Annotated in this window: 28 protein-coding genes; 13 read left to right on the top strand and 15 right to left on the bottom strand. The window is 70.8% G+C overall.

What is annotated here, in order from left to right; all coding sequences use genetic code 11:
- The first annotated feature begins 86 nt into the window (after positions 1 to 86).
- Together ACWCQS_RS02170 and ACWCQS_RS02165 are read left to right on the top strand one after the other, a co-directional pair.
- Positions 87 to 326 (top strand): SCO4848 family membrane protein, encoded by a 240-nt coding sequence (locus tag ACWCQS_RS02170; RefSeq protein ID WP_388619897.1) that lies wholly within the window; start codon positions 87 to 89, stop codon positions 324 to 326.
- A gap of 216 nt (positions 327 to 542) precedes the next feature.
- Positions 543 to 2,087, top strand: a complete 1,545-nt coding sequence (locus ACWCQS_RS02165) for an ABC transporter substrate-binding protein (RefSeq protein WP_451002697.1) — start codon at positions 543 to 545, stop codon at positions 2,085 to 2,087.
- On the opposite strand, the gene ACWCQS_RS02160 is transcribed toward ACWCQS_RS02165, so the two are convergent.
- The 9 genes from ACWCQS_RS02160 to ACWCQS_RS02120 form a co-directional block, all read right to left on the bottom strand.
- Positions 2,088 to 2,834: a TetR family transcriptional regulator gene (locus tag ACWCQS_RS02160; protein ID WP_451002696.1), complete on the bottom strand. Its 747-nt coding sequence runs from the start codon at positions 2,832 to 2,834 to the stop codon at positions 2,088 to 2,090. It abuts the gene before it with no gap.
- A gap of 36 nt (positions 2,835 to 2,870) precedes the next feature.
- Positions 2,871 to 3,380 carry a thiol-disulfide oxidoreductase DCC family protein gene (locus tag ACWCQS_RS02155; protein WP_451002695.1) on the bottom strand — a complete coding sequence of 170 codons (510 nt, stop codon included), beginning with the start codon at positions 3,378 to 3,380 and terminating at the stop codon, positions 2,871 to 2,873.
- 5 nt (positions 3,381 to 3,385) lie between these two features.
- Positions 3,386 to 3,793, bottom strand: a complete 408-nt coding sequence (locus ACWCQS_RS02150) for a hypothetical protein (protein WP_451002694.1) — start codon at positions 3,791 to 3,793, stop codon at positions 3,386 to 3,388.
- Positions 3,794 to 3,877: 84 nt separating this feature from the next.
- On the bottom strand, positions 3,878 to 4,288 hold the full coding sequence (locus ACWCQS_RS02145) for a VOC family protein (RefSeq protein WP_451002693.1): 411 nt from the start codon (positions 4,286 to 4,288) through the stop codon (positions 3,878 to 3,880).
- 102 nt (positions 4,289 to 4,390) lie between these two features.
- Positions 4,391 to 5,170, bottom strand: a complete 780-nt coding sequence (locus ACWCQS_RS02140; RefSeq protein ID WP_451002692.1) for a succinate dehydrogenase iron-sulfur subunit — start codon at positions 5,168 to 5,170, stop codon at positions 4,391 to 4,393.
- Entirely contained in the window at positions 5,170 to 6,924 is a 1,755-nt protein-coding gene (gene sdhA, locus ACWCQS_RS02135) for a succinate dehydrogenase flavoprotein subunit (protein WP_450981581.1), read from the bottom strand. The genes ACWCQS_RS02140 and sdhA overlap by 1 nt, the downstream gene beginning before the upstream one ends.
- A 19-nt stretch (positions 6,925 to 6,943) precedes the next feature.
- The gene (locus ACWCQS_RS02130) at positions 6,944 to 7,426 is read right to left on the bottom strand and encodes a succinate dehydrogenase hydrophobic membrane anchor subunit (protein WP_451002691.1); all 483 of its coding nucleotides are present in this window, start codon (positions 7,424 to 7,426) and stop codon (positions 6,944 to 6,946) included.
- A 5-nt stretch (positions 7,427 to 7,431) separates the two neighbouring features.
- The gene (gene sdhC / locus ACWCQS_RS02125; RefSeq protein ID WP_076087831.1) at positions 7,432 to 7,812 is read right to left on the bottom strand and encodes a succinate dehydrogenase, cytochrome b556 subunit; all 381 of its coding nucleotides are present in this window, start codon (positions 7,810 to 7,812) and stop codon (positions 7,432 to 7,434) included.
- Between the two features lie 192 nt (positions 7,813 to 8,004).
- Positions 8,005 to 8,571, bottom strand: a complete 567-nt coding sequence (locus ACWCQS_RS02120) for a 2-oxo-4-hydroxy-4-carboxy-5-ureidoimidazoline decarboxylase (RefSeq protein WP_451002690.1) — start codon at positions 8,569 to 8,571, stop codon at positions 8,005 to 8,007.
- A 155-nt stretch (positions 8,572 to 8,726) separates the two neighbouring features.
- Here ACWCQS_RS02120 and ACWCQS_RS02115 point away from each other — a divergent pair, with 155 nt between their 5' ends.
- The 8 genes from ACWCQS_RS02115 (at position 8,727) to ACWCQS_RS02080 (ending at position 16,173) form a co-directional block, all read left to right on the top strand.
- Positions 8,727 to 10,388: a beta-N-acetylhexosaminidase gene (locus ACWCQS_RS02115; RefSeq protein WP_451002689.1), complete on the top strand. Its 1,662-nt coding sequence runs from the start codon at positions 8,727 to 8,729 to the stop codon at positions 10,386 to 10,388.
- Between the two features lie 126 nt (positions 10,389 to 10,514).
- Positions 10,515 to 11,213 carry a DUF4328 domain-containing protein gene (locus tag ACWCQS_RS02110; protein ID WP_451002688.1) on the top strand — a complete coding sequence of 233 codons (699 nt, stop codon included), beginning with the start codon at positions 10,515 to 10,517 and terminating at the stop codon, positions 11,211 to 11,213.
- Positions 11,214 to 11,306: 93 nt separating this feature from the next.
- Positions 11,307 to 11,861, top strand: coding sequence for a hypothetical protein (locus ACWCQS_RS02105; RefSeq protein WP_450981585.1), 555 nt, complete (start codon positions 11,307 to 11,309; stop codon positions 11,859 to 11,861).
- A gap of 150 nt (positions 11,862 to 12,011) precedes the next feature.
- A complete protein-coding gene (locus ACWCQS_RS02100) occupies positions 12,012 to 12,398 on the top strand; it encodes a hypothetical protein (RefSeq protein ID WP_450981586.1) in 387 nt (128 codons plus the stop codon).
- A gap of 191 nt (positions 12,399 to 12,589) precedes the next feature.
- Positions 12,590 to 13,183: an RNA polymerase sigma factor gene (locus ACWCQS_RS02095; protein WP_451002687.1), complete on the top strand. Its 594-nt coding sequence runs from the start codon at positions 12,590 to 12,592 to the stop codon at positions 13,181 to 13,183.
- A gap of 150 nt (positions 13,184 to 13,333) precedes the next feature.
- Positions 13,334 to 14,116 carry a hypothetical protein gene (locus ACWCQS_RS02090; RefSeq protein ID WP_451002686.1) on the top strand — a complete coding sequence of 261 codons (783 nt, stop codon included), beginning with the start codon at positions 13,334 to 13,336 and terminating at the stop codon, positions 14,114 to 14,116.
- Between the two features lie 279 nt (positions 14,117 to 14,395).
- On the top strand, positions 14,396 to 15,058 hold the full coding sequence (locus ACWCQS_RS02085; RefSeq protein ID WP_450981589.1) for an RNA polymerase sigma factor: 663 nt from the start codon (positions 14,396 to 14,398) through the stop codon (positions 15,056 to 15,058).
- Positions 15,058 to 16,173, top strand: a complete 1,116-nt coding sequence (locus ACWCQS_RS02080; RefSeq protein WP_451002685.1) for a hypothetical protein — start codon at positions 15,058 to 15,060, stop codon at positions 16,171 to 16,173. Before ACWCQS_RS02085 ends, ACWCQS_RS02080 begins: the two co-directional genes overlap by 1 nt.
- Before the next feature lie 249 nt (positions 16,174 to 16,422).
- Here the strand turns inward: ACWCQS_RS02080 and ACWCQS_RS02075 are convergent, their stop codons facing one another.
- The gene (locus ACWCQS_RS02075) at positions 16,423 to 17,259 is read right to left on the bottom strand and encodes a L,D-transpeptidase family protein (protein WP_451002684.1); all 837 of its coding nucleotides are present in this window, start codon (positions 17,257 to 17,259) and stop codon (positions 16,423 to 16,425) included.
- An 80-nt stretch (positions 17,260 to 17,339) separates the two neighbouring features.
- Between ACWCQS_RS02075 and ACWCQS_RS02070 the strand changes: the two genes are divergently transcribed.
- A complete protein-coding gene (locus ACWCQS_RS02070) occupies positions 17,340 to 18,920 on the top strand; it encodes an acyl-CoA mutase large subunit family protein (RefSeq protein WP_451002683.1) in 1,581 nt (526 codons plus the stop codon).
- 46 nt (positions 18,921 to 18,966) lie between these two features.
- The gene (gene leuE / locus ACWCQS_RS02065) at positions 18,967 to 19,617 is read left to right on the top strand and encodes a leucine efflux protein LeuE (protein WP_451002682.1); all 651 of its coding nucleotides are present in this window, start codon (positions 18,967 to 18,969) and stop codon (positions 19,615 to 19,617) included.
- 100 nt (positions 19,618 to 19,717) lie between these two features.
- Here leuE and ACWCQS_RS02060 read toward each other — a convergent pair whose 3' ends face one another.
- Positions 19,718 to 21,100 carry an FAD-dependent monooxygenase gene (locus ACWCQS_RS02060; protein ID WP_451002681.1) on the bottom strand — a complete coding sequence of 461 codons (1,383 nt, stop codon included), beginning with the start codon at positions 21,098 to 21,100 and terminating at the stop codon, positions 19,718 to 19,720.
- 71 nt (positions 21,101 to 21,171) lie between these two features.
- Between ACWCQS_RS02060 and ACWCQS_RS02055 the strand changes: the two genes are divergently transcribed.
- Positions 21,172 to 21,822 carry a TetR/AcrR family transcriptional regulator C-terminal domain-containing protein gene (locus tag ACWCQS_RS02055; RefSeq protein WP_451002680.1) on the top strand — a complete coding sequence of 217 codons (651 nt, stop codon included), beginning with the start codon at positions 21,172 to 21,174 and terminating at the stop codon, positions 21,820 to 21,822.
- Positions 21,823 to 21,826: 4 nt separating this feature from the next.
- On the opposite strand, the gene ACWCQS_RS02050 is transcribed toward ACWCQS_RS02055, so the two are convergent.
- The 4 genes from ACWCQS_RS02050 to ACWCQS_RS02035 all read right to left on the bottom strand — a co-directional run bounded on the left by ACWCQS_RS02050 (position 21,827) and on the right by ACWCQS_RS02035 (position 26,427).
- On the bottom strand, positions 21,827 to 22,771 hold the full coding sequence (locus tag ACWCQS_RS02050) for a class I SAM-dependent methyltransferase (protein WP_451002679.1): 945 nt from the start codon (positions 22,769 to 22,771) through the stop codon (positions 21,827 to 21,829).
- A 104-nt stretch (positions 22,772 to 22,875) separates the two neighbouring features.
- Complete coding sequence (locus ACWCQS_RS02045; protein WP_451002678.1) at positions 22,876 to 24,018, bottom strand: acyltransferase family protein; 1,143 nt, start codon at positions 24,016 to 24,018, stop codon at positions 22,876 to 22,878.
- A 100-nt stretch (positions 24,019 to 24,118) separates the two neighbouring features.
- A complete protein-coding gene (locus ACWCQS_RS02040; RefSeq protein WP_451002677.1) occupies positions 24,119 to 25,453 on the bottom strand; it encodes an alpha-2,8-polysialyltransferase family protein in 1,335 nt (444 codons plus the stop codon).
- A complete protein-coding gene (locus ACWCQS_RS02035; protein WP_451002676.1) occupies positions 25,450 to 26,427 on the bottom strand; it encodes a glycosyltransferase family 2 protein in 978 nt (325 codons plus the stop codon). Before ACWCQS_RS02035 ends, ACWCQS_RS02040 begins: the two co-directional genes overlap by 4 nt.
- Between the last annotated feature and the right edge of the window lie 177 nt (positions 26,428 to 26,604).

Genomic DNA, 26,604 nt, shown 5'->3' with positions numbered 1-26,604 from the left:
AAAAAGTACCTTTTGTCGGCTGTGGAGTTCCATGACCGACCTCACCCCCGACACGGAACGGAACGGCGAGCGGCAATACTGGTCGCATGAAGCTCAGCCGCCCGGTCTCCTGGTTCCTGCTCGCGTTCGGGGTGTGGTCCTGGGTCATCTGGGTCACTTTCGTCAAGAACCTGGTCAAGGACAGCAGTGGGCTGGCCTTCGACAACGGGCACCCGACCGCGTACTTCTGGGTGCACCTGCTGCTCGCGGTCGTTTCCTTCGTATTGGGGACGGCCATCGGGGTCATCGGGTTGCGCGGACTGCGCGCACTGCGCCGGACGTCATAGCCGCGGAACCGCTCCCGCGCCTGTGAAGACGCCGTGAAACCCGGGGGAAACAACGCCTCGGTAAGTTCTTTCCCCATCTGGTCAGAAAGCCCTTCCCCCAGGCGAAACCCGTGTGATTAGGTGAGCCGCGCCACTAGGGGAGTGGCGAAATCGTGCTGGCCAGGGGTAGGGCCTTTGAAGGGGCCTGGGGAGGGCACCACCATGCGATCTGTTCGCATGCGCGTTCTCGTGACACTGCTTGTGCTCGCGGTCGCGGGAATCGGCGGCTGGCAGCTTCTGCCGTCGCAGGGCAACAAGAACAAGACCATCTCGGTCGGTACGACGGACGCCGTCACGGACCTCGACCCGGCGGGCGCCTACGACGCCGGTTCCTGGGCCTTGTTCAGCAATGTCTTCCAGTCGCTGCTGACGTTCGAGCCGGGCGGCGTCGAGCCGGTCCCGGACGCGGCGAAGAGCTGCGCCTTCGAAGGCAGTGGTCTGCGGACGTACCAGTGCACACTCCGCCCCGGGATCACCTTCCCGAGCGGACGCGCGATGACGGCCGAGGACGTGAAGTACTCGTTCGACCGGGTCAAGAAGATCAACTCCGATGTCGGCCCGGCGTCGCTGTTCTCCACGCTCGCCTCGGTGACCGCCGACAGCGCGACGACCGTCACGTTCCATCTGTCGTCCGCGGACGCCACCTGGCCGCTGAAGGTCGCCACGGGCGCCGGGGCGATCGTGGACAAGGACAAGTACCCGGCCGACTCGCTGCGCACCGGCACCGCCGTCGACGGCACCGGTCCGTACACGCTCTCGTCGTATACCAAGGACCAGAAGGCCGTACTCCAGCCGAACAGCCACTACATGGGCTACCTCAGCGGCTCCGGCCGCCCGATCGAGCTGCGTTACTACGCCGACTCCGCGAAGCTCGACAGCGCCTGGAAGGCCGGGCAGGTCGACGTCGCCACCCGGGAGCTGCCGCCGAGCGTGCTCTCCGCGCTGAACCCGAGCGACCCCAACAAGCGGGTCACCGAGTCCGACAGCGCCGAGACCCGCAACCTGTACCTCAACACGCGCGCCGACTCCCCCTTGCACGACGTGCGGGTGCGCCGCGCGATGGCCTGGCTGGTCAACCGCGAGCAGCTCGCCTCGACGGTCTACGAGGGCACGGTCGACCCGCTGTACTCGCTGATCCCGGCCGGCATCACCGGCCACACCACGTCCTTCTTCGACGACTACCCGGCGCAGAGCGTGCAGAAGGCGCGGGCGCTGCTCACCCAGGCCGGGGTGTCCCTGCCCGTCCGGTTCACCTTCGGCTACGGGAAGAACCGGGGCGTCGGCGAGCAGGAGGCCGCGGCGCTGAAGCAGCAGCTGGAAGCCGGCGGCCTGTTCAAGGTGGACGTCCAGGGGTACGAGTGGACCGACTTCCAAAAGCGCTGGGCCAACGGGAAGATGGACGCGTGGGCGGTCGGCTGGGTGCCCGACTACCCCGACCCGGACACCTTCGGCGCCGCGCTCGTCGGCACCGGCTCCACGATGAGCACCGGGTACAGCAACAAGCTGGTCGACCATCTCATCCTGGACAGCCAGCAGTACGCCGACCGCAGCCGGGCCGCGAGCGACTTCAGGGACATCCAGGCGGACGTCGCCCAGGACGTCCCGCTGATCCCGCTGTGGCAGCGCAAGGAGTACGTGGTCAGCACCGAGGACGTGGGCGGCAGCCAGTATCTGGACGACGGCACGGGCGTCTTCCGCCTGTGGCGGCTGAACTGGATCTGATCAGCCCTCGCCGCTCCTCCTGGTCCTGGGATCGGGCAGCGCCCGGGTCATCCCGGGCAGGAAGTCCGTGAACAGCTCATGGACCTCCAGGACCAGGGGGCGCAGCACACGGAAGCGGGCGAGCGCCACCCCGCGGGCGGTCAGCCGGGCGCCGCGCCGGGCCAGCCGGTAGCTGCGCTCGCGCCCTTCCGTCCGGTCGAAGACCCAGTACAGGACCAGCCCCATCTGGGAGAGCCACATCAACTCCGGGAGGACCTCCCGCAGTTCGGGGGCGACCTTGGACTTGGAACCGGCCAGCACCTCCCGGTGGACGGCGATCGCCTGCTCGCGGGCGGGTGCGCTCTCCGGGGAGAAGGGGCTGAGCGGGCTGTCGGGGTCGGCGGCGTTCTTGAAGAACTGCACGGCGAACTCGTGGTACGGCCGGGCGATGTCGAGCCAGACGGTCAGCACGCCCGCGAGCCGTGCCTCCAGGTCGGTCTCCCGGTCCAGGACCTCGCGGACCGCTCGCTGGTGCTCGGCGGCGATCCGGTCGTAGAAGCCCTGAATCAGGTGTTCCTTGCCCTCGAAGTAGTAGTAGGCGTTGCCGACGGAGACCCCGGCCTCCTTGGCGATGGCCCGCATGGTGGTCTTGTCGTACCCGCGCTCCTGGAACAACCGCATCGCGGTCTCCAGGATCAGCGCGCGGGTCTGCTCGGACTTGCTGCTGGGGGAGCCGGCCGTCTCGGGGCCGTCGTTCTTCGCGGGCACGGTAGAAGAGCCTAACGAGTACGGCAGAAGGGCCGCCTAACCGGTGGCGCGGGCTCCGCCGGAGCAGGCGGGCGGCTCGAAGCTCCAGCCGGTGTCCGGACGGTAGACCCACCCGTCCTGCCGCCGGTAGGCCGTCCCGCCCCAGTTCCACCCGGGGTCCGGCCGCTGCGCACCCCGCCACTTCGCCGCCGCCAGCACCGCGCCGCGGGCGAGCCGGGCGCCGGACGGGGTGCTCAGCCGGTGGGCGAGGGGCCGGTGCTCGCGCAGGGCCCACAGGACGACGATCCAGGCACGGGAGCCCCGGTAGACCTGGCCGAAGTCGCCGACGACGGTGACCTCGTCGAGCGTGGCCGCGTGGTTGAGCCCGGGGAAGCGGGCCCGGGCCCGGTCCGAGCCGGCCGGCACCAGGTCCAGCGGCACCAGCTGCGGCTGCCGGGTGAGCCAGTCCCGCAGATGGGTGCACAGCCCGCACTCGGCGTCGTACAGGACGGTGAGCCGGCGGACCGGGACGCCCCCCGTGACGCCCCGGTCCTCAGTGGTGGTCATGGCGGTCACGCCCCGGCCGCCGGGGCGATCCACTCCTGCGGGTCGACCGGCGGCCGCTCCTCGCGCTCCATGATCCCGCGCCGCCGGATCCGGTTGAGCACGTACACGTTGCCCAGGTGCATCACGCCGAGCACCAGCAGGACCACGCCCAGCTTGGTCGACAGGGCCTCGAAGATGCCGCGGGTGTCCTCGATCGTCTCGTCCCCGCTCAGGTACAGCGCCACGAAGCCGAGGTTGACCAGGTAGAAGCCGACGACCAGGAGGTGGTTGACGGCATCCGCGAGCTTCTCGTTGCCGCGCAGCACGTCGGCCAGGAAGATCCGGCCGTTGTGGCTGAGCGTGCGGGCCACCCAGATGGTCAGCGCGATGCTGACGACCAGGTAGATGACGTAGGCGATGACCGTGCGGTCCATGCCCCCACCCCTTCTTGAACACGTTCAAAACGCTGACAGGGATGACTGTAGCCCCGTATTTGAACATGTTCAACTCAATCGCGCTCAGCTTCTGCGCCCCAGTTCCGGGCGTTTGCTGTAGTCCGTGAACCCGAGGACGTTGCCCCAGGGGTCGGCGATCTCCACGGCCCAGCCGGTGGCCACTGGGAGCACCTCGTCCAGCGGCGCGACACCGGCGGCGACCAGTCCCCGCGCCGCCGCTCGCGCGTCCGGCACCTCCAGCCAGATGCGCGGCGCGGGCCAGGGCGGCGACCGGTGCCCCAGGGTCTCCTCGGCGCACAGCAGGATCCCCGGGGTCTCCTTGCCGATCTTCAGCAGGGCGATCCCGCCCTCGTCGAACCGGAACTCGACACTGAACCCGGCCCGCTCGTAGAACCCGACGGCCTCGCCGAGATCGCCGACGGGGAGCAGCACGTTGTCGAAACCGAGCAGTTCGTACGACTCGTCGTCTGACATGTCGTCACATTAGAGCCGTCGAGCGGTGAAATCCGACAAAAACGCCCGAGGGCCCTGCTTCCGAACACTCGGAAGCAGGGCCCTCGGGGGGTGCCGGGACGATCAGTAGCGGCGCGTGATCAGCGCGCGCTTCACTTCCTGGATCGCCTTGGTGACCTCGATACCGCGCGGGCAGGCGTCCGTGCAGTTGAAGGTCGTACGGCAACGCCACACGCCGTCACGGTCGTTCAGGATCTCCAGGCGCTGCTCGCCCGCCTCGTCACGGCTGTCGAAGATGAAGCGGTGGGCGTTCACGATCGCGGCTGGACCGAAGTACTGGCCGTCGTTCCAGAACACCGGGCAGGACGACGTGCACGCGGCGCACAGGATGCACTTGGTGGTGTCGTCGAAGCGCTCGCGGTCCTCGGCCGACTGAAGCCGCTCACGGGTCGGCTCGTTCGTGTCCTTGGTGACCAGGAACGGCATGACGTCCCGGTACGCCTGGAAGAACGGCTCCATGTCCACGACCAGGTCCTTCAGGACCGTCAGGCCCTTGATGGGCTCGATCGTGATCGGCTTCTCGGGGTTGATGTCCTTGATCAGCGTCTTGCAGGCAAGGCGGTTCTTGCCGTTGATCCGCATCGCGTCCGAGCCGCAGATGCCGTGGGCGCACGAACGGCGGAAGGTGAGGGTGCCGTCGATGTCCCACTTGATCTTGTGGAGGCCGTCGAGGACACGCTCCTTCGGGTCGATCTCCAGCTGGAAGTCTTCCCAGGTCGCCTCGGCCGAGACCTCCGGGTTGAACCGGCGGACCCGGAAGGTGACCGTGATGTAGGGGGAGTCGGCGAAACCGGGCTCGGGCTTGCCGGCCGCCTCTTCCTTGTCCAGAACAGGGGTAGCCATCAGTACTTACGCTCCATCGGCTGGTAGCGGGTCTGGACGACCGGCTTGTAGTCGAGACGGACGGTTTCCGAGCCGTCGGCGCCGACCTCGCGGTACGCCATGGTGTGGCGCATGAAGTTGACGTCGTCGCGGTTCGGGTAGTCCTCGCGGTAGTGACCGCCGCGGGACTCCTTGCGGGCCAGCGCCGAGACGGCCATGACCTCGGCCAGGTCCAGCAGGTTGCCCAGCTCGATGGCCTCCAGCAGGTCGGTGTTGAACCGCTTGCCCTTGTCCTGGATCGCCACGTTCTTGTAGCGCTCGCGCAGCTCGGCGATCTTCTCGACCGCCGTCTTGATCGTCTGCTCGGTGCGGAACACCATGACGTTGGCGTCCATGGTCTCCTGCAGCTCGCGGCGCAGGGTGGCCACCCGCTCGGTGCCGGTGGAGCCCCGCAGCCGCTCGATCTGCTCGACGACGAAGGACTCCGGGTTCTCCGGCAGCTCGACGTAGTCCGTCGTGTGCGCGTACTCGGCGGCTGCGATGCCCGCACGGCGGCCGAAGACGTTGATGTCCAGCAGCGAGTTGGTGCCGAGGCGGTTGGCGCCGTGCACGGAGACACAGGCGACCTCGCCGGCCGCGTACAGACCCGGGACGACGGTGGTGTTGTCCGCGAGGACCTCACCCTCGACGTTGGTCGGGATGCCGCCCATCGCGTAGTGCGCGGTCGGCTGGATCGGGATCGGGTCCGTGTACGGCTCGATACCGAGGTAGGTGCGCGCGAACTCGGTGATGTCCGGCAGCTTGGCGTCCAGCTGCTCCGGCGGCAGGTGGGTCAGGTCGAGGTAGACGTGGTCGCCCTCGGGACCACAGCCGCGGCCCTCGCGGATCTCCGTGTAGATGGAGCGGGACACGACGTCACGGGACGCCAGGTCCTTCATGACGGGAGCGTACTTCTCCATGAAGCGCTCGCCGTCCTTGTTGCGCAGGATGCCGCCCTCACCACGGGCGCCCTCGGTGAGCAGGATGCCCATGCGCCAGATGCCGGTCGGGTGGAACTGGAAGAACTCCATGTCCTCCAGCGGCAGACCCCGGCGGTAGACGGCGGCCTGGCCGTCACCGGTGAGGGTGTGCGCGTTGGAGGTCACCTTGAAGAACTTGCCGCAGCCGCCGGAGGCGTAGATGACGGCCTTCGCCTGGAAGACGTGGATCTCACCGGTCGCCAGCTCGTAGGCGACCACACCGGCGGAGCGCTTGACCCCGTCGACCTCGGTGATCAGCTGGTCCAGGACGTAGAACTCGTTGAAGAACTCCACGCCCTCCTTGACGCAGTTCTGGTACAGCGTCTGGAGGATCATGTGGCCGGTGCGGTCCGCGGCGTAGCAGGACCGGCGGACCGGCGCCTCGCCGTGGTTGCGGGAGTGACCGCCGAAGCGGCGCTGGTCGATGGTGCCGTTCGGGGTCCGGTTGAACGGCAGGCCCATCTTCTCCAGGTCGAGGACGGCGTCGATGGCCTCCTTCGCCAGGATCTCGGCGGCGTCCTGGTCGACCAGGTAGTCACCGCCCTTGACCGTGTCGAAGGTGTGCCACTCCCAGTTGTCCTCCTCCACGTTGGCGAGCGCGGCGGCCATACCGCCCTGCGCGGCGCCCGTGTGGGAGCGGGTGGGGTAGAGCTTGGTCAGCACGGCGGTGCGGCTGCGCTTCGTCGCCTCGATGGCGGCGCGCATGCCCGCGCCACCGGCGCCGACGATGACGGTGTCGTACTTGTGGATCTTCATGATTCTCGCAGCCCCGTGCCTAGCGGATGTTCGGGTCGAAGGTGAAGATCACCAGCGTGCCCAGCAGGATGGTCCACACCGTGGCGGTGTACAGCAGGGCCTTCAGCCACATGCGGGACGCAGGCCGCTCGGCGTAGTCGTTGATGACCGTGCGCAGGCCGTTGGCGCCGTGCAGCATCGCGAGCCACAGCATCAGCAGGTCCCAGACCTGCCACCAGGGGGACGCCCAGCGGCCGGCCACGAAGGCGAAGCCGATCTTGGAGACACCGCCGTCCAGCACGAGCTGGATCAGCAGGTGGCCGATGACCAGGATGACCAGCACGATGCCGGACAGGCGCATGAACAGCCAGGCGGCCAGCTCGAAGTTGCCCCGGGTCGACTTCGGGGACTTCTTGGTCCGCTTGCGCGGCGCCTCGATCAGCGGGGCCGGGTTGTCGACGGTGTAGACGGGGGCGCCCTCGACGGGGCCGACGCCGGACGCGGTGGTTTCAGTCGTGGACATCGGCGTCAGCTCCCAAAGAGAACGCGGGCGGCGTGGCCGAGGACCGGGTAGATCGCGCCGGCCATCAGGACGACCCAGACACCCATCACGGTCCAGAACATCTGCTTCTGGTAGCGCGGACCCTTCGACCAGAAGTCGACGGCGATGACACGCAGGCCGTTGAGCGCGTGGAAGAGGATGGCGGCGACGAGGCCGTACTCCAGCAGCGCGACGATCGGCGTCTTGTACGTGGCTACGACCTTGTCGTAGTCCTCGGGGGAGACACGCACGAGAGCGGTGTCCAGCACGTGAACGAACAGGAAGAAGAAAATGAGGACGCCGGTGACTCGGTGAGCCACCCAGGACCACATTCCTTCCCGGCCGCGGTACAGCGTTCCAGCCGGCACGGAAGTCCCTCCGGGAGCGGGGATTGGGGCCGCGCCGGCTTCGGTGTCGGGCGGGCCCGGCCGGGTACGGTCCACCGGCCCCCAGCATCGTAGCCATGCGCTGCGCTGTGCTTTACGGGGGGCCTACCTTGTGTGATCAAATTGGCACCGGATGGGTTAGGCGCCGGGCGGCTACTGGGATGGTGTGTCCGGTTATTTGCCGGGTGCGTTTGGACTGGTCGCGCTCCGCGGCGGAGCCGCAGATGGATGCAGCCTCGCGCCCCCTAGGCAGGTGCCCAGTCTGCTTCTTGCCAGGCGCCGGAGTTCCTCTGCCGCTATGACCCGTTCTTCCTCGGGATCGTTCGTCAGCCGGGAGCGGATCGCTTCGAGGGTGCGGTCGAGGGATTCGTCCGGGTGGGTGTCGCCCAGGTAGATGACGAACGCGTGTCCGAATCTGGCCTCGTAGGCCGCGTGGGCCGCGCTCAGGGCCATGTGGGCCGCCGAATAGGTGTCCTCGGGCAGGTCCGGGAGGGACTCGCCGGCCAAGGCCTCCGACAGGTCACCCGGTGACAGGTCGTAGGCCGCCTCGTCCGCCGCGGCCAGGAGGGAGTCCAGGTCGGGGTAGGGGCGGTGGTCCGCGACCCGGTGGGCCCAGCGCAGGCTGCGCAGGCAGTGCAGCAGGAGGGCGCGTGCCTCGTCGGCGGGTGCCGCGTTGAAGGCGTCGAGGGGCTTGGGGAGATACGGGAGACGGTGGGCGGGCAGCGTGGGTCCTCGCGTCACATGTGGCGTGGCAGGGGATGCTGTGAAAGGTGTGCTGTCAGGTTATCGAGAGTGGTCACTGTGTGTCCGCGAGGTGCCTGAAAGTTCACTCGGACGGAAGAGTTTCAGAACGTCTCGATGACGGATGAAGTGCGGATGGGTCGTACGTTGGCGGAGTGAGCCAGCACAGGCGCCGTGTTCCGGCGCAGCAGGTGATACGGAAGCGGGCGGTGGTGGCCGCAGCGGTCGTCGGGACCGTCGCGCTCGGCACGGGGATCGGCGTATGGGCGTCGTCGGGCGGGGGCGGCGGGACGCGGCAAGGGGGTGCCGGGCAGTCGTCGTCCGGCCGGGTGGCCGGCGGCGCTTCCAGCGGGGCGGCCACGCCGTCGGCGAGTCCGACGCCCGGCCGGTCCTATCCGCTGTCCCAGGCACCGCTCACGATTCCAGCGGTGCGTTCCCACACCCCCGCGCGCGGGCCCGGCTGGAAGCCGCAGAAGGCGGACCGGGTGGTGATCAGCGACGGGGAGCTGGCCGACGAGGGGCAGCTGATCGCCGGGGAGCTGGGGCTGACCTACGCCGGGGAGAAGGACGACGTGCGGGCGGGCGACGTCCGGCTGGCGCTCGGTGGCGGGGGCGGGAACCAGGAGTCGTACACCATGACCGTCCGCGAGGGGCGGGTCGACATCAGCGGGCCCGGCGAGGCCGGCGTCTTCTACGGCACCCGGACCCTCAAGCAGGAGGTCCACGGCGGCGGTACGGCCCCGGAGGGGGTCGTACGGGACGAGCCGGCCAAGCCGGTGCGCGGGTTCAACCTGGACATCGCGCGCAAACCGTTCTCCGAGTCCTGGATCGAGGACCGGATCCGGGAGCTGGGAGACCTGAAGTTCAACGAGCTGGGGCTGCACTTCTCCGACGACCAGGCGTTCCGGATCGAGTCCAGCACCCACCCCGAGATCGTCTCCCCGGACCATCTGACCAAGGCGCAGGTCAAGCGGATCGTGGAGCTGGCGGACAGCTGGCACATCACCGTCGTGCCCGAACTCGACTCGCCGGGGCATCTGGGCGCCGTCCTCGCCGCCCACCCCGATCTGAAGCTGCGCAACGCGAGCGGAGTCGTCACCAAGGGCGCGATCGACATCTCCAAGCCCGCCTCCGCGAAGCTCGTGGACGATCTGCTGAACGAGTACGCGGGGCTGTTCACCGGCAACCAGTGGCATCTTGGCGGCGACGAGTACCAGGCGCTGACCGTGAAGAGCCCGCAGACCTCCTATCCGCAGCTCGCGGCCGCCGCCCGGCAGAAGTACGGCTCCGGCGGCACGGTCGCCGACCTCGCCACCGGCTGGCTGAACGACCGCGCCGGCACCGTCCGCGGCCACGGCAGGACCGTGCGGGCCTGGAACGACGGCTTCTACCGCGGTACGTCCGTGCAGGCGGCCAGGGACCTGCAGGTCGCCTACTGGACCGGCAAGGAGTTCGGCGCCCGGCCGCCCGTGGAGTATCTGAGCGCGGGCCGGGAGGTCATCAACCACAACGACGAGTTCCTCTACTACGTCCTCGGCCAGCCGCAGACCTTCGTCTACCCGACCGGACGGCGGATCTACGAGCAGTGGAACCCACGGGTGCTGCGCGGCACGACGGCCGTACCGGCGAGTTACGACGGCCAGATCCTCGGCGGGGCGTTCGCGGTCTGGGGCGACTTCCCGAACGCGCAGACCGAGGCCCAGGTCGCGACCGGCATCCGCCTGCCCCTGCGGGCCACCGCCCAGAAGCTGTGGGACCCGGGCAGGCCCGCGCTGTCCTGGACGGGCTTCCAGGCTCTGGCGAACCGGCTGGGCTGACGGAACCGGACTGATCGCGAAGGGGTGGACGCACGCCGCCGTCCGGTCGTATGTTCCGGTGCTCGTGTGTGCGGCCGGGGGAAGGCCGCGCGCAGGCCGCATCGTCATCCCGGGGGGGACCTCTTCGTGACATCACCCATGCCCGCGCCGCCGTTCGTGCCCGGCGCCGTGCTTCGCAAGCCCGTGGCGCTCGGCCGGGCCGCCGCCGTTCTGCTCGGGCTCGTCATCGCCACCGACCTGTTCGCCTGCTACGCGGACCTGCTGGAGCTGAACGTCGCCGGTGACTTGGCCGCCGGCAACAGGGGCGCCGGCGTGCTGAGCCGGGCGTATCACGCCGACGCCGTCTACCGCTGGGCCGGCTTCACCCATGCGTGGACGCTGCTCGCGACAGCCGTCGTCTACCTGTGCTGGCTGTGGCGGGTGCGGGTCAACGCCGAGGTGTTCGACGCGTCCGCGCACAGCCTGGGACGCGGCTGGACGATCGGCGGCTGGTTCTGCCCGGTCGTCCAGCTGTGGTTCCCGCGCCGGATCGTCCTGAACGCCTGGGACGCCAGCGTGCCCTGGGGCGAGCGGGCCCGGCACAGGGCGGTCAACGCCTGGTGGACGTTGTGGATCATCAGCATCCTCACCGCACGGCTCGCGTCCCTCAGCTGGAGCCACGCCCGCACGGCGAGGCTGCTGCGGAACGCCGCCGGGCAGTTGCTGTTCTCCGACGCGGTCGACATCGCGGCCGCCGTCCTCGCGATCGTGGTGGTCGTCCAGCTGACCCGGATGCAGGATCGCAAGGCCCTCGCGGGTCCGGTGCCGGTCCCGGTCTTTGGCTGAAAATCTCTGGCTGTGACACTCCCGCGCCGTACCACGCAGTAAAGGGAAGTGCGGGCTCCGTAACGGTCGGCGCCCCGGCGAGGGAGACATTTCATGAGCCTGGTGGAACGGATCGCACAGGCCGACGAACGGGGACTGGCCGCCAGCGGACTGGCTTGTTTGGATCGGTGCCTGCCGCTGCTCGGCGCCGACGACGAGCTGCTGCGGCCCCTGTGGGCGAGCCTTGCCGACGGCTCCGACTGGGGCGCGAGCCTGGAGAAGGCGCGGGCGGCGCTCGGTGCCGGGCAGCCGGACGACGAGGCCGCGCTGCTCGTCCGGCGCATGCTCGACGCGGCCCCGGCCGAGCGCACCGCCGACGCCGTACGCCCCTGGGCCGACGCCTGCTCGGTCGCCTCCTTGCGCATCCACCGGCTGCTGGACCCGGCGGCGGACGGTACGCCGGCCGCCGAGGGGCTCGACGCCGGGCGGGCGGGGGACACGGCGGACCTGCCGCCGCTGGTCGCGGCGGAGCTGCGGCGGCAGACGGCGGTGCTGGACGTTCTGGCCGAGCACGGTCCGCAGGGCCTGCGGCGCGCCCTGGACCTGTCGATCGAGGGACGGCGGGTCCTGCGCGCGGTGGTGTCGCGGCGGGCGCGCAGCGGGGCATGAGAGGCAGCGGTCAAACCCCCGTGCGTGGACGGGTCCTGTGACAGTGGTGCGGTGGACGTGGGGTAGTCCTGCGACGGTTGGCGAAACGCTGCGGAATACGGTGACGGTTGCCCTGTCCGCGTCGCTCTTCCCTATGTGACAGCCCAGTACGTGACAGCACAGCAGGAGACCAGGCCACAGGCCGCGGCGAAGCCCGTCCGGTGGGCCGCGGACACCGTGGCGACCATGCGCGAGGGCGCCCGGGTGCGGCTCGACTACTCGGCCCAGAGCCTGTGGCGGGTGGACCGGATGATCGAGGAGATACGGCGCGAGGGACCGCCGTACGCCGCCGTCGAGAGCGTGCTGCGCGGCTTCGGCGCCTACGCCGGTGAGGTGATCGTCCGGCAGAGCGGCGCCGAGTGGTGGACGACCGGCGGCGACCACTGGGTGCGCACCCCCGACGGCCGGCTCTGGGACCCCATCGACGAGGCCCGGCAGGTCTACGGCGGCAACGGCTCGCTGCGCCTGCTCTGCCGGGACGCGACCGGCTCCCGCTGACCGGCCGGGGCCCACACGCGCGGGCCACGGCAGGAAACGTCACGGCGTCGGATGCGTGCCCGGGAAGCTGTGACACATCTGTGCGCCCGGGCGCTGATCACCGTGGGACATGGAGCGCGTGCGGCCGTGTCGCACGCGGATTCGGTGCGCGCGGGCACGGGCCCCGGGCTGGGTACGGACGAGGACGGTTCTTGGGCCAGGGAGGGGAACCCCGGCGTCCGCAGCCGCGGGACGGGGAATTGGGTGCCGCCGTCGCGCGGGCCCAGGACGGCGACGAGACCGCCTTCGCGGTGGCTTACCGGATCGTGCAGCCCGGACTGCTCGGCTATCTGCGGGGCCTGGTCGGCGAGGAGGCCGAGGACGTGGCGTCCGAGGCCTGGCTGGAGATCGCCCGCGACCTGGGCCGGTTCAAGGGCGACGGCGCCGGCTTCCGCGGCTGGAGCGCGACCATCGCCCGGCACCGCGCCCTGGACCATCTGCGCCGCCGGCGGGTACGGCCCCAGGCCGCGCCGCTGGAACAGGACGCGCTGGAGCTGCCCGGCCGGCTCGACACCCACGCCCAGGCCCTGGAGTCGCTGTCCACCGCACGGGCGCTGGAGCTGGTGCACAGCCTGCCGCGCGACCAGGCCGAGGCCGTACTGCTACGGGTGGTCGTCGGCCTCGACGGCCCCGCCGCCGCACGCGTCCTCGGCAAGCGCCCCGGCGCCGTCCGCACGGCCGCGCACCGCGGACTGAAACGTCTCGCCCGTCAGCTGGGCGCCCAGGACCCGGCGGACCGGGTGTGACGGGACGGCGGCACCCTGACGCTGGGTGAGTCGAAGTGAACGGCGCCGGCCGAGAGCCGTATGGATACAGGAGCGCCGAGGGTTCCGGAGTCGGTACGAGGCCCGGGAGGCGGCATGTCTCCGGCGCACCGGACGAGGACGGGAACGGGCATGGGCGAACGGCACAGCGGCGAAGGTCGCCTCGGTCGCCGGCGTGCGCACCCCGGCGGCACCCTTTCCGCACCGGACCACGCCCACGCGGGCACGGCCGGCAGCGACCGCGCGGACTCCGGATTCGAGGCGCGGCTCGGCGCCGTCCTGCGCGCCCACGGCATCGACGCCGAGGCCGAGCACCGGGCCGTGGCCGCCTACCGCGCCGCCCGCGCGACGCAGGCCGCCCGTGCCCACCCCCGCACCCGGCGCCGGGACGACTGGCGGCCCGCCGCGCCGAGGCGTGCGCGGGTGTCGCTGAAGGCCACGCTCTCGGTGGTGCTCGCGAGCCTCACGCTCGGCGGTGTCGCCTTCGCGGCCATCGACGTCGCCGGTGCGGGCGGTCACCCCGGCACCTCGCGGCCGGCCCACCCGTCCACGGGCATCCCGAACCGGCCGACCGCTCCCGGCACGTCCGCCGGGACCGCCGACGCGGGGTCCGGCGCCCCGCCCACGCGGCCGCACCATCCGGCCACCGCCCGGGACACCGTGGCGCACTGCCGTACCTACGAGCGCGCCGGGGACCGGGGCGGCGCCCTGGACTCGACCGCCTGGCAGGGGCTCGTCGAGGCGGCGGGCGGCGAGGACAAGGTCGCGGCCTACTGCGCCGCCCAAGTGGCGTCCGCCCAGGGGAAGAAGGCCCATAAGGCTGGCAATTCCCCCGAGAAAGGGCAAACTGCCAGTAGTGGCAACAGTGCCGGAAATGGCGGCAATTCGGACCGCAGGGCCTCCGGGAAGAAGTAATCCTCGTCACCCGGGCGTACCGCGAAAGGCGAACGGCCGGGGCCGCCACCCCCCACAGGAGAGGCCCCGGCCGTCGCGCGGTCGGGCCGCGTGCGGCCCGTACCCTCTACAGCGCCGTGCGTGCTGTTTCTGTCACACCCGGCCACCGCCGACCCTCACCCTGCGCACATCCGCACCCGGTCACGAGTTAGTTGCATCTTCTACGGACATGGACGGGGAGCGGTTTGACGCCGTAACGTGCCTTTCGCGCCGACCGGGAAACAGGCGTAAGGGAGTCAGGTGCTGGGGGACGACGCGGAGCTGACCGCCGCGGTGCGATCGGCGCAGGACGGTGACGAGACCGCGTTCCGTACTGTGTACCGCGCGGTGCATCCACGGCTGCTCGGATACGTACGCACGCTGGTCGGTGATCCGGACGCCGAGGACGTGGCCTCCGAGGCCTGGCTGCAGATCGCCCGCGACCTCGACCGGTTCAGCGGAGACGCCGACCGCTTCCGCGGCTGGGCCGCCCGCATAGCCCGCAACCGCGCCCTGGACCACATACGCATGCGCGGCCGTCGCCCCGCCATAGGCGGCGACGAGACGGAACTCACCGGCCGGGCCGCCGAGTCCGACACGGCCGGCGAGGCCATCGAGGCCCTGACCACCGACAGCACCCTCTCCCTCATCGCGCGGCTGCCGCAGGACCAGGCCGAGGCGGTCGTCCTGCGCGTCGTGGTCGGCCTCGACGCCAAGAGCGCCGCCGAGACCCTCGGCAAACGCGCCGGTGCCGTACGGACCGCCGCGCACCGCGGCCTGAAGCGGCTCGCTGAACTGCTCGGCGAGGATCCGGAATCGGCGGGCGTGCTCGACGCTCTCCCGCCCCAGCGAGAACCGCGCGGTCGTGCGGTGTCGTCCGCAACTGTGACGGATACGCGTGCGCGGACGCAGAAGGACATGTGATGGCCGACGAGCAGTACAAGTGGCTGAACCGTGAGACGGCGGAACGCCTGCTGCGCGGTGAGTCGCTTCAAGCCGTCGACGCCTCCGCCCGTGACCAGGCCGAACGCCTTGCCCGGGCGCTCGGCGCACTGACCTCGCAGACGGACCCCGCCACCGGCGAACTCCCCGGTGAGCAGGCCGCTTTGGCCGCGTTCCGCAAGGCCCGCGAGGCCCCTGGCACCGAACGCACCGACGCCGGCCGTGCCGACGGCGCCTTGGGACTGCCCGTGCCCGGCGCCGACGCAGGCCTGGTCCGCATCGGCGCCCCGGGCCGTACCGGAATCCCCGTCCGCCGCCCCCGCTGGGCCCGCCCGGTGCGGCTGGCGCTCGCCGCGGTGGTGGCCGTGGGCACGGTCGGCGGGGTCGCCGTGGCCGCCGGGACCGGGATGCTGCCCAAGTTCGGGCCCGAACGCCCCGGCCCGGGTACCTCCGTCTCCGCCGGCCCGAACTCCGGAACGCCGCAGGCCTCGGTGCCGCAGGGCACCCCCGGTGCGACGGTGGGGACCGGCGTGCCGAGCGGCAGCGCGGGCGCACACCCCGGCGAGGCCATGGGACCGGACGACCGCAAGGACAACAGCACCGCTCCGGGCACCGGCGACTCCTCCGGCACCACCGGCGGCCGGTGGAAGGACGCGGCCTCGGCCTGCCGGGACATCCGGGACGGCAAGGAACTGACCGCCGGCCGCCGGCGCGCCCTGGAGAACCTGGCCGGCGGCAGCGCCCGGGTGAGCCGGTACTGCAAGGTCGTCCTCGCCACCACCGACTCGGCCGACGGCGCGACGAGCGGCGGCAAGGGCGACGAGAACGGCAACAAGGGCAAGGGCAACGGAAACGGCCAGGGCGGCGACGAGGAAGGCAACCCCGGCCAGGGCGGCGACGGTCACGGTGCGGGCGGCCACCCCGGCAAGGGCGGCGGCAAGGGCAACGGCGGTGGCGAGGGCAACGGCGGCGGTGGCAAGGGCTGGCACGGCGACGCAGCCGCGCCCGCTCCCACGTCCTTCGCTCCGCCCCGCCCCGCCCGGACGACGGGCACCACACCGGTCCCGGCGCCGAGCCCGACGTACCACACGCTCTGACCCGGCAGGCCTGCCGGCGCGGCCCGCGCCCTCTGCCCCCCTCACGCCCCTCTGACCTGGGGTTTCTTGGGTCGCGAAAAATTCTTCGCGGGGGGTGTGACGTTTTCGGAGCCCGGTACGCAGTACTGAGTGAGCCGACTGGTCATCGGCCGTCGCACTGAGCCGGGGTTCCCCCCGTACCCACGGCTCGTGCACCTGGCGCGGGCGGGACACGTTCCCCCGGTCCCGCCCGCGCCCCGCAATCCCGCGTCACCAGTGGACGACGACCTTGTCGCCCACCCGCACCTGAGCGAACAGCTCCTGGATCGCGGCCTCGTCCCGGACGTTCACGCATCCGTGCGAAGCTCCCGCGTACCCGCGCGCCGCGAAGTCGTACGAGTAGTGCACGGCCTCGCCGCCGCTGAAGAACATCGCGTACGGCATCGGCGAGTGGTAGAGCGTCGACACCCAGTCCCGCGCCTTCCAGTAGACCTGGAAGACACCCTCCCGGGTCGGCGTGTACTGCGCCCCGAACCGCACCGCCGTCGTCGACAGCGTCCGCCCGTCGACCATCCAGCGCAGCGTCCGCGTCGTCTTGTCGATGCACAGCACGCGTCCGGTCATACAGCGCGGGTCGGGCGCGCCGGCCGGCTGACCGCCCATCAGGAACAGCTCCCATGTGCCGGGCGTGTGGGTCATCCGCACCAGCCGCTGCCAGGTGACGGTGTCCGTCCGCCCGGTCCGCGGCAGCCCGCGCTTGCCCTGGAAGCCCCGCACGGCCCGCTCGGTCAGATCGTCGTACGACCCCGTCGGCCCGTCGGACAGCCAGTCCAGCTGGCGCAGCCGGGCCTGCAGCTCCCGAACGCCCGCCCCGCTGTCGCCGCGCGCGTACAGCACCCGGGGAGCGGGGGCGGCCGGCTGCTCCGTCCGGGTGGGATGCGCCGGATCACTTCCCGGGGTCCGTGCCGGACTCCGTCCCCCGGTCGGGACGTGCACCGGTGCCCGGGCCTTGCCGTCGGCGGCCGTGGGCTGGACGGTGCAGCCGCACAGGGCGGCGAGGGCGGCGGCCGAGGCGAGCAGGGCGGCGGGTCTTCCCGGGATCCTCATGCCGGAGATGCTTCCCAGCGTGACCGCCGCCGAACGACGGGGCATGGTGAGGGGTGACAGGACGCACCCCGGAGGCATCCATGACGCATGAGTCGGAGTCGGGACTGCCCATCGAGCCGGTCTACGGCCCGCAGGACCTACAGGGCTGGAACCCGGCCGGGAAACTGGGCGAACCGGGCACGTACCCCTTCACCCGCGGGGTCTACCCGACCATGTACACCGGCCGCCCCTGGACCATGCGCCAGTACGCCGGCTTCGGCACGGCCGCCGAATCGAACGCCCGCTACCGGCAGCTGATCGCCCATGGCACCACGGGCCTGTCGGTCGCCTTCGACCTGCCCACCCAGATGGGCCACGACTCCGACGCGCCCCTCGCGCACGGCGAGGTCGGCAAGGTGGGCGTGGCGATCGACTCGATCGAGGACATGCGGCTGCTGTTCGACGGCATCCCGCTCGACCAGGTGTCGACCTCCATGACGATCAACGCCCCGGCCGCCCTCCTGCTGCTCCTCTACCAGTTGGTGGCGGAGGAGCAGGGGGCGCGCCCCGACCGGCTGACGGGCACGATCCAGAACGACGTGCTGAAGGAGTACATCGCGCGGGGGACGTACATCTTCCCGCCGAAGCCCTCCCTGCGCCTGACGGCCGACATCTTCAAGTACTGCACCGCCGAGATCCCGAAGTGGAACACGATCTCGATCTCCGGCTACCACATGGCCGAGGCGGGCGCGTCACCCGTCCAGGAGATCGCCTTCACTCTGGCGGACGGCATCGAGTACGTCCGTACGGCGGTGGCGGCGGGCATGTCCGTCGACGACTTCGCGCCCCGCCTGTCCTTCTTCTTCGTGGCCCGTACGACGCTGCTGGAGGAGGTGGCCAAGTTCCGCGCCGCCCGCAGGATCTGGGCCAGGGTGATGCGGGAGGAGTTCGGCGCCCGGAATCCGAAGTCCCTGATGCTCCGCTTCCACACCCAGACGGCGGGCGTCCAGCTGACGGCCCAGCAGCCTGAGGTGAACCTGGTCCGGGTCGCCGTACAGGCCCTGGCCGCGGTGCTGGGCGGCACCCAGTCCCTGCACACCAACTCCTTCGACGAGGCGATCGCCCTGCCGACCGACAAGTCCGCCCGTCTGGCCCTGCGCACCCAGCAGGTGCTGGCCCACGAGACGGACGTGACGGCGACGGTGGATCCCTTCGCGGGGTCGTACGCGGTGGAGCGGATGACGGACGACGTGGAGGAGGCGGCCGTCGAGCTGATGCGGCGGGTCGAGGACCTGGGCGGGGCGGTCGCGGCGATCGAGCGGGGTTTCCAGAAGGCCGAGATCGAGCGGAACGCGTACCGGATCGCCCAGGAGACGGACTCCGGGCAGCGGGTGGTCGTCGGGGTGAACCGCTTCCGACTGGACGAGGAGGAGCCGTACCAGCCCCTCCGGGTGGACCCCGCCATCGAGGCCCGGCAGGCGGAACGCCTGGAGAAGCTCCGGGCCGAGCGGGATCAGCGGGCGGTGGACTCGGCGCTGGACGCGCTGCGGAAGGCGGCGGAGGGGGAGGGCAACGTGCTGTACCCGATGAAAGAGGCGCTGCGGGGGCGGGCGACCGTGGGGGAGGTGTGCAACGCGCTGCGGGGGGTTTGGGGGGCGTATGAGCCCTCGGAAGTGTTCTGACCCACCCTGGACCGGACTGTCGTACCCCCGTGCGACACTCCTTTCCATGTTCGGTGTCATCGACCTTCCCACCTATCTGGCAGGACTCGTCCTGATCGTCCTGCTGCCCGGGCCCAACTCCCTCTACGTCCTCTCCGTGGCCGCCCGGCGCGGCGTGCGGGCCGGATACACCGCAGCCGCCGGTGTGTGGTGCGGGGACACCGTGCTGATGACGCTCTCCGCCGCCGGAGTCGCCTCCCTGCTCAAGGCCAACGCCCTGCTCTTCGGGATCGTGAAGTACGCCGGTGCCGGATATCTGACCTGGCTGGCGCTCGGCATGCTGCGGGCCGCCTGGCAGATGTGGCGGACGCGGAGAGAGAAGGCCGTGGCGGAGGAGGCCCCGTCCGGCACCGGAGATGAGCGGCCGTTCCGGCGGGCGCTCGTCGTCAGTCTCTTCAATCCCAAGGCGATCCTGTTCTTCGTCGCCTTCTTCGTGCAGTTCGTCGACCCGGACTACGCCTATCCGGCCCTGTCCTTCGTCGTCCTGGGCGCGTTCGCGCAGTTGGCCAGCTTCCTCTACCTCAGCGCGCTGATATTCAGCGGCACGCGACTCGCCGCCGCGTTCCGGCGCCGCAAGCGGCTGTCGGCGACGGCCACTTCGGTGGCGGGCGCGCTGTTCCTCGGGTTCGCGGTGAAGCTGACGCTGGCCAGTGCCTGAGCCGTCGACCGTCAGCGGGTGGCCGCGGCCCGTTCGATCACGCCCTGCATGACGGGCGCGGGGAGCGCCGGGCTGCGGGCGGCTTCGTCGGCGGAGTGCCTCACCCCGCCGCGAAGGCCCCCGTCCGCGCCGCGTACGCGTGCAGGCCCTCCGTCGTCCCGCCCGCCCAGCCCACATAGCCGTCCGGACGGATCAGGAAGACGCCCTGGCCGTAGGACTCCGGTGCCGTCGGGAGCGTGCGCACGCCGGTGACCGGGCTCCGCGCGCCCAGCAGCGTCCAGTGCGGGCCCCGGAACGCGTCGAAGAGGCGGGCGCCGGACGCCATGCCGTCCGGGGCCCGGTCGCCCGCCCGCACGCCGGTCGGGCCGGTCCGTGTCTCCACGCTCAGGGACGACTCCCGGTAGCCCAGCCCCAGTTGCACTGTCGCCTTTCCGCGTCGTACCTCGCCGCGGTGCACGCCCGTCGACAGGTTCACCATGGCCGCCGCGTTCGCCCGGCGCTCCTCCTCGTAGGTGTCCAGCAACGCCTCCGGCGCCCCGCCGCGCAGGACCGCGCCGAGCTTCCAGCCCAGGTTGTAGGCGTCCTGGACGCTGGTGTTCAGGCCCTGGCCGCCGGCCGGGGAGTGGACGTGGGCGGCGTCGCCGGCGAGGAGGGCCCGGCCCACCCGGAAGCGGTCCGCGAGGGCGGCGCGGGGGCGGAAGTCGGAAGACCAGCGCAGGCCCGTGACGTCCTCGGCGGAGAGGTGCGTGTACGCGGCCACCAGCTTGCGGATGCCGTCGAGGGTCAGGTCGGGTTCCGTGCCCTCCGGCAGGCGTGCCTGCAGCTGGAAGTCGTCCGTGCCGGCCAGCGGGCACAGGCCGAGGGCGGTGCCGTCGTCCTTGGGGAAGGTGTGCCACTGGTCCCGGTCCAGGCCCGTCAGCCGTACGTCCGCCACCAGGAACGGAGCCGGGTCGACCGACTCCCCGGTCATGCCCACGCCCACCGCGCGCCGGACCACCGAGCGTCCGCCGTCGGCCGCGACGACGTACCGCGCGCGTGCGGTCCTGCCGTCGGTGAACCGCACGGTCACGCCCTCGGCGTCCTGCTCCAGGCCGGTCACCTCGCGCCCGAAGTCCACCCGGCCGCCCCACTCCAGCAGGCGCCCGTACAGGATCTCCTGCGTCCGCCACTGTGCGACCATCCACGGCTCGGCGTACGGCGTGCCCTCGTCCGTCTCGACCCGCTCGAACATCGGCCGCTCGCCGACCCGCTCGCCGTCCTTCCAGATCATCCGCGTCGGGTAGGGGCCGCCCGCCGCTCGGATCGCGTCCAGTACGCCCAGGTCGTCGAAGACCTCCAGGGTGCGCGGCTGGAGCCCCTTGCCGCGCGAGCCGGGGAACAGCCCCTCCGCCCGCTCCACGACCAGCGCGTCCACACCGCGCCGGGCGAGGTCGATGCCGAGCGTCAGACCCGTCGGACCCGCCCCCACGATCAGAACATCCATCACAAATCCCCTTAACGTCGTTAAGTGTCGTCGCCCAAGAGGGTGCCCTTAACGCTGTTAAGCTGTCAAGTGTGAACCCTGAGAAACGCGCCCCGCTGGATCGCCGACGCGTCGCCGGCACCGCGCTGCGGCTGCTGAACGAGGTCGGCCTGGACGGCCTGACCCTGCGCTCCATCGCCAAGGAACTGGACGTCAAGGCGCCCGCGCTGTACTGGCACTTCAAGGACAAACAGGCGCTGCTGGACGAGATGGCGACCGAGATGTACCGGCGGATGGTCGCCGGCACCGCGCTCGATCCCGCCGACAGCTGGCAGGAGCGGCTGCTGAAGGCGGGTCGCGGACTGCGGACCGCGCTGCTCGGCTACCGCGACGGTGCCAAGGTGTTCAGCGGTTCACGCTTCACGGGCACGGACCACGCACCCCAGCTCGAAGCCAATCTGCGGCTGCTGACGGAAGCCGGATTCACCCTCGCCCAGGCGGTCCACGCGGGCCGCACGGTGAACGCGTACACCATCGGTTTCGTCACCGAGGAGCAGGGCGTGCAGCCCCTCCCGGGCGAGCGCCGGGAGGGGTACGACGTCGCGGAACGCGCCCGGCGGATGGCCGAGTACCCGCTCGCCGCCGAGGCCGGGAAGCTGCTCTTCGACGGTTACGACGAGCAGTTCGAGGAGGGGCTGGCGCTTGTGATCGCGGGTGTCGGGGCGCGGTACGGGATCGGCTGAGCCGTCACCTCCGGGCGGCGCGGGCTTTGCGGATCGCCCGCGTGACCACCGGCGGCAGCAGGTCGACGGCGACCCGGCGGAGCCGGCTCGCGCCGCGGCGGGGCGCGGGCCGGACCGGAGCCGGTGCGGGAGCGGGCGCCGGTGCGGTTGCCGGGGTCTCCTGCGGCACCGGCTGCGGCTGCACCGCCTTCGCGTGCTTGGAGGCCGGGAACTCCGGCGCCCGCATGTTCTTGGACTTCAGCCGGACGATCCGGTGCCCGGCGGCCTCCTGGACGCTCAGGTGGCAGTCGGACCGCTCCCGCACCATGGCCAGCAGCTCCTCCTGGACCGGCTCCGGGTCGCCCCAGGTGCCGTAGAGCTTCTGGGTGCTCAGGCAGATGGGGCGCAGGCCGCGGTTGAGCACGGCCTCCCAGGTGGCGATGGAGACTCCGGGGGTGTGCTCGGAGCGGAAGTCGTCCAGGACGACGATCCCGTCCGGGAGCAGCAGATCGCGGGCGGCTCCTATGTCGCCGTGCACGTGCTCGTACAGGTGCGAGGCGTCGATGTGCACGAACCGGCAGGAGCCCGGTTCGACCTCGCCGGGCACGATCGAGCTGGGGCCCTGCAGCACGCGGGGCAGCTCGTCGTGGAAGGAGAGGTAGTTGTCCTCGAAGACGCGCCGGGTCAGCGCGCTGTACGACTTCGTGGACTCGGCCTGGTTGGCGTCGTCCGGGGCGTCGCCCTCGAAGAGGTCGCACACGGTGTACCGCTCGCCCGGCTGCTGGTGCCGGCCGACGAAGATCGCGCTCTTGCCCATGTAGACCCCGACTTCCAGCAGATCACCCCGCATTTCCGCGGTTTCCTGCCGGTTCAGGAACCAGTCGAAGAGCAACTGGTCGAGCACCGGGAACCAGCCGGGGACGTCGTCGAGACGCTCGGGCTGTCGCGTCGTTTCCTGGATGGTGGCCATGCGGGGTGGGCGCTCCCTCGGTACGGCGTCTGTGGGGTCCCTGCGAAAAGCCTGTGCGGCCTGGGGGTGGCAAGGGCTCTACGGTGCCTGCCCGATGGGCTGGTTCAAAACCCAAGACGAGGTGAACGGCTGCCCAACTTCCGCCCCTTCAGTGCCCGCTTCAGCCGCGGGCCGAACGGCTTCTCCACGAACCGGTGGATCAGCCAGGCGAGCAGCAGCATGGAGACCACCGTCACCCCGAGCGTCGGCCACGCGGGCAGGCCGAGCCCCCGGTGCAGCACCCGGATGACGAACCAGCCGAGGTGCTCATGGACCAGGTAGAACGGATACGTCAGCGCGCCGGCCGTGACCAGCCAGGGCCAGGAGGCCCAGCGCGTCCAGCCCAGCGCCACGGCGGCGACGGCCGCGAAGGCGACGGTGACGATCAGGATGACGACGTAGGGGTCACGGTGCGGGTGCGGGCCCCACAGGCCACGGGTGGCCTCGCTCTGGGCGAGCAGCCAGGACATCGCGACGATGCCCCACGCGAGCAGGTCACTGCCGAAGCGGTGTATCAGGTACAGCGCCAGACCGCCTATGAAGAACGGGGCGTACTCGGGCATGACGACCTGGTTCAGCAGCTCGTTGCCGGACGAGTGGCACAGCACGGCCGCCACGGTCCACACACACGCGAACAGCACCACCCGGCGGTAGGTCACCCCGCGCAGGACGACCAACAGCGCGAACAGCACGTAGAAACGCACCTCGACCCAGAGCGTCCAGCACACGCCCAGCACCCGCGTCGCGCCCATCGGCTGCTGGAGCATCGTCACGTTGACGAGGAACTCGTCCAGACGGACCGGGTGGACGACGACCGGCAGGGCCAGGGACGCACCCGTGACCAGGACCAGGGCCACCCAGTACGCGGGGTACAGGCGGGAGACCCGGGAGCGGAAGAAGTCACCGAGGGTGCGGCCCCAACTGCTCATGCAGATCACGAAACCGCTGATGACGAAGAAGAGCTCGACGCCGAAATTGCCGTAGACGGCCGCCCGGGACAGCCCCGGGAAGAGGTGGGCCGGGCTCCCGTGCCAGGACGCGGAGACCGTGCCGCCGCGGCCGGTGTAGTGGTAGAGGCAGACCATCAGCGCGGCGACGAGCCGCAGACCGTCCAGGGCGAGCAGACGGCTCCGGGGCCTGGAGACGGGTGCCGTTCCGGCGGCGGGAGGAGCGGGAACGGCGGTCAGGGCGGAGGATGAAGCAGCCATGGTGTGGGGCGCCTTGCCAGGGTCTCGGCGCCTCACACCCACGACCGGGCTGTTCGGCACACTGTTGGTCAACTGGTCGGTGAGCGTTCACTCGGTGTTGTCAGCGGCGTACCGAATTGCGCAAACTGCGCGCCTTCTTCGCCATCCGGCGGACCGTCGGGTTGCGCGGGATGAATGCCAACTGGGAGGGCACCCCACCGGGCAGGGCCAGCGAGGACAGACGCCGGCGCTTGAAGTAGCGCACGGTGCGCTGGTTCAGGTTCCGCGCCAGCCAGGCCTCGGCCTCCGGGCGCAGACTCGGGTAGATCTTCGGCTGCATCGCGAAGCCCACCGCGCGGATCAGCGCGCCGAGCGCCTCCACGTCCATGCCGGCCCGCTGTTCGGTCACCGCGGCGCGGTTGCCGAGCTCGGGCAGCAGCGCGTCCACGATGGTCACCGGGACGCGGTTGCTGTTCTCGTACGGCGTCAGCTGCTCCAGCAGCACCTCGGTGCCGATCCGGGCGACCGGCAGGCCGTACAGGGCCTGCGCCGTGAGCAGGGCGGTGGAGAAGCAGCCGACGACCAGCGCGGGACGCATCCGCTGGTACAGCACCTCCGCGAGGACCGGGGTGTCGAGCACGGTCAGCTCGACCTTCAGCCGCTCCGCCTCCTGTTCCAGCAGGCGGGTGAAGCGGGCCGGGGCGGACGGGTGCGGCTTGAACACCACCTTGGTGTGCCCGAGCGCGGCCGCGCCCTTCAGCATCCGCACATGCAGCTTCTCCTCCTGCTCGGCGGTGAGGATGTCCAGCGCCGACAGATACTGGCCGAGCAGCAACGCCGGCTCCTCGATCTCCGGCAACTCGGCGCCGGAGGGCGCGAGTTCGGCGAGGACCTTGGTGAAGGAGGCCGTCTGCAGCACCTCGCCGGGCACGTCGAACTCGGTCAGCAGCAGCGGCTTCAGGCCCGGCACCAGGTCCAGGTGGAGCACCCGGTCCACGCGGGTGCCGACCAGCGGGTCGATCTTGTTGCGGGTGGGGCCGTAGCTCATCAGGCCGTCGGCGTAGACCGTCACCGGGGCGCCGTTGAAGATCTGCGCGAGCGCCAGGGAGGGATTGACCTGGATCGACTCGACGGCCAGCTCCACGTCGTCGTCGCCGAGTCGCCACTCGTGCCGCAGGAAGCGTTCCCACAGCGGCATGTCGTCCGTGCGGGGCGCCCAGCCGCCCGGGTGGAACGGGAAGATCGTCTCGTTGTACGAGATCACCTCGTCGAACCGGTCGCGCAGCTTCTCGAAACCGGGCGCCTCGTCCAGCGCGGGCGTGGTCTCGGGCGTGGCCGCGTTGTTGCAGACCAGCAGGATCCGCCGGTCGGCCGGGCGGAAGCAGCCGGAGTCCAGGGCGGCGGCGAGCGTGGCCGTGCCGTAGAGCGTCGACGCCTGGAAAATCTGGGTGGTCACGCGGCGGCCCCCGCGGAGGCGGGACGGCGGCGCAGCCGGCGCAGCTTGGTGGCGCGCTGGAGGTCCATGGAGTCCAGCGCCTCGTCCAGCACGTCCTGCGGCATGCGTCGCAGGGCCGCGGCACTCATGGATTTCAGTTTCTTCGCCACCGCGGGCTCGAACCTTTCGATGGATCCCAGATGATGGGAAATGATGGCGCAATAGGTGCGGACGGCCTTCGGCAGCAGCTGATCGGCGTCCCGGTCCCCGGCCGTTTCCGCGATGACCTGATCGAACGCGCGAATGAAATCGAGCTGCCGGACATCGCCGATCTGGGTGAGCGAGGAGGCTACGCCACGCCGGTAGAACACCCCGAGCATGCTCACCGCCGCGAAGGATTCCGCCTCCCGGTGCAGCTTCCAGATCCACGGCCGGTCCTCGGCCGTGCGCAGTCCGTCGGTGAAGTGCAGCAGCCCTTTGTCCACCAGCCGGCGGTGGTAGACGCCCGCCCACGCGTACGCGTAGTCGACGGACGTGGACCGGTCGGTGGGCAGGATCGCCTCCCGCGGGTCCATCACCACGTTCCGCCGGCCGACCGGCACCCGGTTCACCGTGCGCGAGCGCGCCGTGCACTGCACATGGTCGGTGCGGATGAAGTCGCAGCCGAGCTCCTCCATGGCCGCGACCAGCTGCGGGAAGTAGCCGGGGGCGAGCCAGTCGTCGCCGTCCAGGAAGGTCAGGTACTCGCCGCGCGCCCGGTCGATACCGGTGTTGCGGGCGGTCGCCAGCCCTCCGTTCTGCTCGTGCCGGACGTAGACCGCTCCGGGCAGCTCGCGCTCCGCGCGCGCGAGAATCTCTGGTGTCCCGTCGCGCGAACAGTCGTCGACGAGAATGAATTCGAAGTCCTCACGCGCGTTCGCCTTCAGGCTCCTGAGCGTGTCGGGCGCGTATTGCTGCACGTTGTAGAACGGCACGATGACGGAGAGCTTGACCACGACTTGAACGTTAGGACGAAGCCCGTCATTCGTCTTGACCGTCCGCTTGATGCTGGGTGAACGCCACGTGGCGAAGCTGTGAACCGGGCTGTTTTCCCGTGCCCTCACGGCCCGATTCGCCATTCGGCGATGTGCTGTTAACCGTTTGTTGCATTCAGGTTGGGCGGAACCTCGGAA

This window comes from Streptomyces sp. NPDC002076 (assembly GCF_053593835.1).
The sequence above is the reverse complement of the archived record's forward strand: the minus strand, read 5'-3'. Positions and strand labels throughout refer to the sequence as shown.

Excerpts from the sequence above, each read along its gene's own strand:
- ACWCQS_RS02090 (WP_451002686.1), top strand. The coding sequence starts at position 13,334 with ATGGGCGAACGGCACAGCGGCGAAGGTCGCCTCGGTCGCCGGCGTGCG.
- ACWCQS_RS02070 (WP_451002683.1), top strand. The coding sequence starts at position 17,340 with ATGACGCATGAGTCGGAGTCGGGACTGCCCATCGAGCCGGTCTACGGC.
- ACWCQS_RS02045 (WP_451002678.1), bottom strand. The coding sequence starts at position 24,018 with ATGGCTGCTTCATCCTCCGCCCTGACCGCCGTTCCCGCTCCTCCCGCC.
- ACWCQS_RS02170 (WP_388619897.1), top strand. The coding sequence starts at position 87 with ATGAAGCTCAGCCGCCCGGTCTCCTGGTTCCTGCTCGCGTTCGGGGTG.
- ACWCQS_RS02060 (WP_451002681.1), bottom strand. The coding sequence starts at position 21,100 with ATGGATGTTCTGATCGTGGGGGCGGGTCCGACGGGTCTGACGCTCGGC.
- sdhA (WP_450981581.1), bottom strand. The coding sequence starts at position 6,924 with ATGAAGATCCACAAGTACGACACCGTCATCGTCGGCGCCGGTGGCGCG.
- ACWCQS_RS02145 (WP_451002693.1), bottom strand. The coding sequence starts at position 4,288 with ATGTCAGACGACGAGTCGTACGAACTGCTCGGTTTCGACAACGTGCTG.
- ACWCQS_RS02050 (WP_451002679.1), bottom strand. The coding sequence starts at position 22,771 with ATGGCCACCATCCAGGAAACGACGCGACAGCCCGAGCGTCTCGACGAC.
- ACWCQS_RS02105 (WP_450981585.1), top strand. The coding sequence starts at position 11,307 with ATGAGCCTGGTGGAACGGATCGCACAGGCCGACGAACGGGGACTGGCC.
- ACWCQS_RS02140 (WP_451002692.1), bottom strand. The coding sequence starts at position 5,170 with ATGGCTACCCCTGTTCTGGACAAGGAAGAGGCGGCCGGCAAGCCCGAG.
- ACWCQS_RS02075 (WP_451002684.1), bottom strand. The coding sequence starts at position 17,259 with ATGAGGATCCCGGGAAGACCCGCCGCCCTGCTCGCCTCGGCCGCCGCC.
- ACWCQS_RS02080 (WP_451002685.1), top strand. The coding sequence starts at position 15,058 with ATGGCCGACGAGCAGTACAAGTGGCTGAACCGTGAGACGGCGGAACGC.
- leuE (WP_451002682.1), top strand. The coding sequence starts at position 18,967 with ATGTTCGGTGTCATCGACCTTCCCACCTATCTGGCAGGACTCGTCCTG.
- ACWCQS_RS02150 (WP_451002694.1), bottom strand. The coding sequence starts at position 3,793 with ATGGACCGCACGGTCATCGCCTACGTCATCTACCTGGTCGTCAGCATC.
- ACWCQS_RS02130 (WP_451002691.1), bottom strand. The coding sequence starts at position 7,426 with ATGTCCACGACTGAAACCACCGCGTCCGGCGTCGGCCCCGTCGAGGGC.
- ACWCQS_RS02155 (WP_451002695.1), bottom strand. The coding sequence starts at position 3,380 with ATGACCACCACTGAGGACCGGGGCGTCACGGGGGGCGTCCCGGTCCGC.
- ACWCQS_RS02165 (WP_451002697.1), top strand. The coding sequence starts at position 543 with ATGCGCGTTCTCGTGACACTGCTTGTGCTCGCGGTCGCGGGAATCGGC.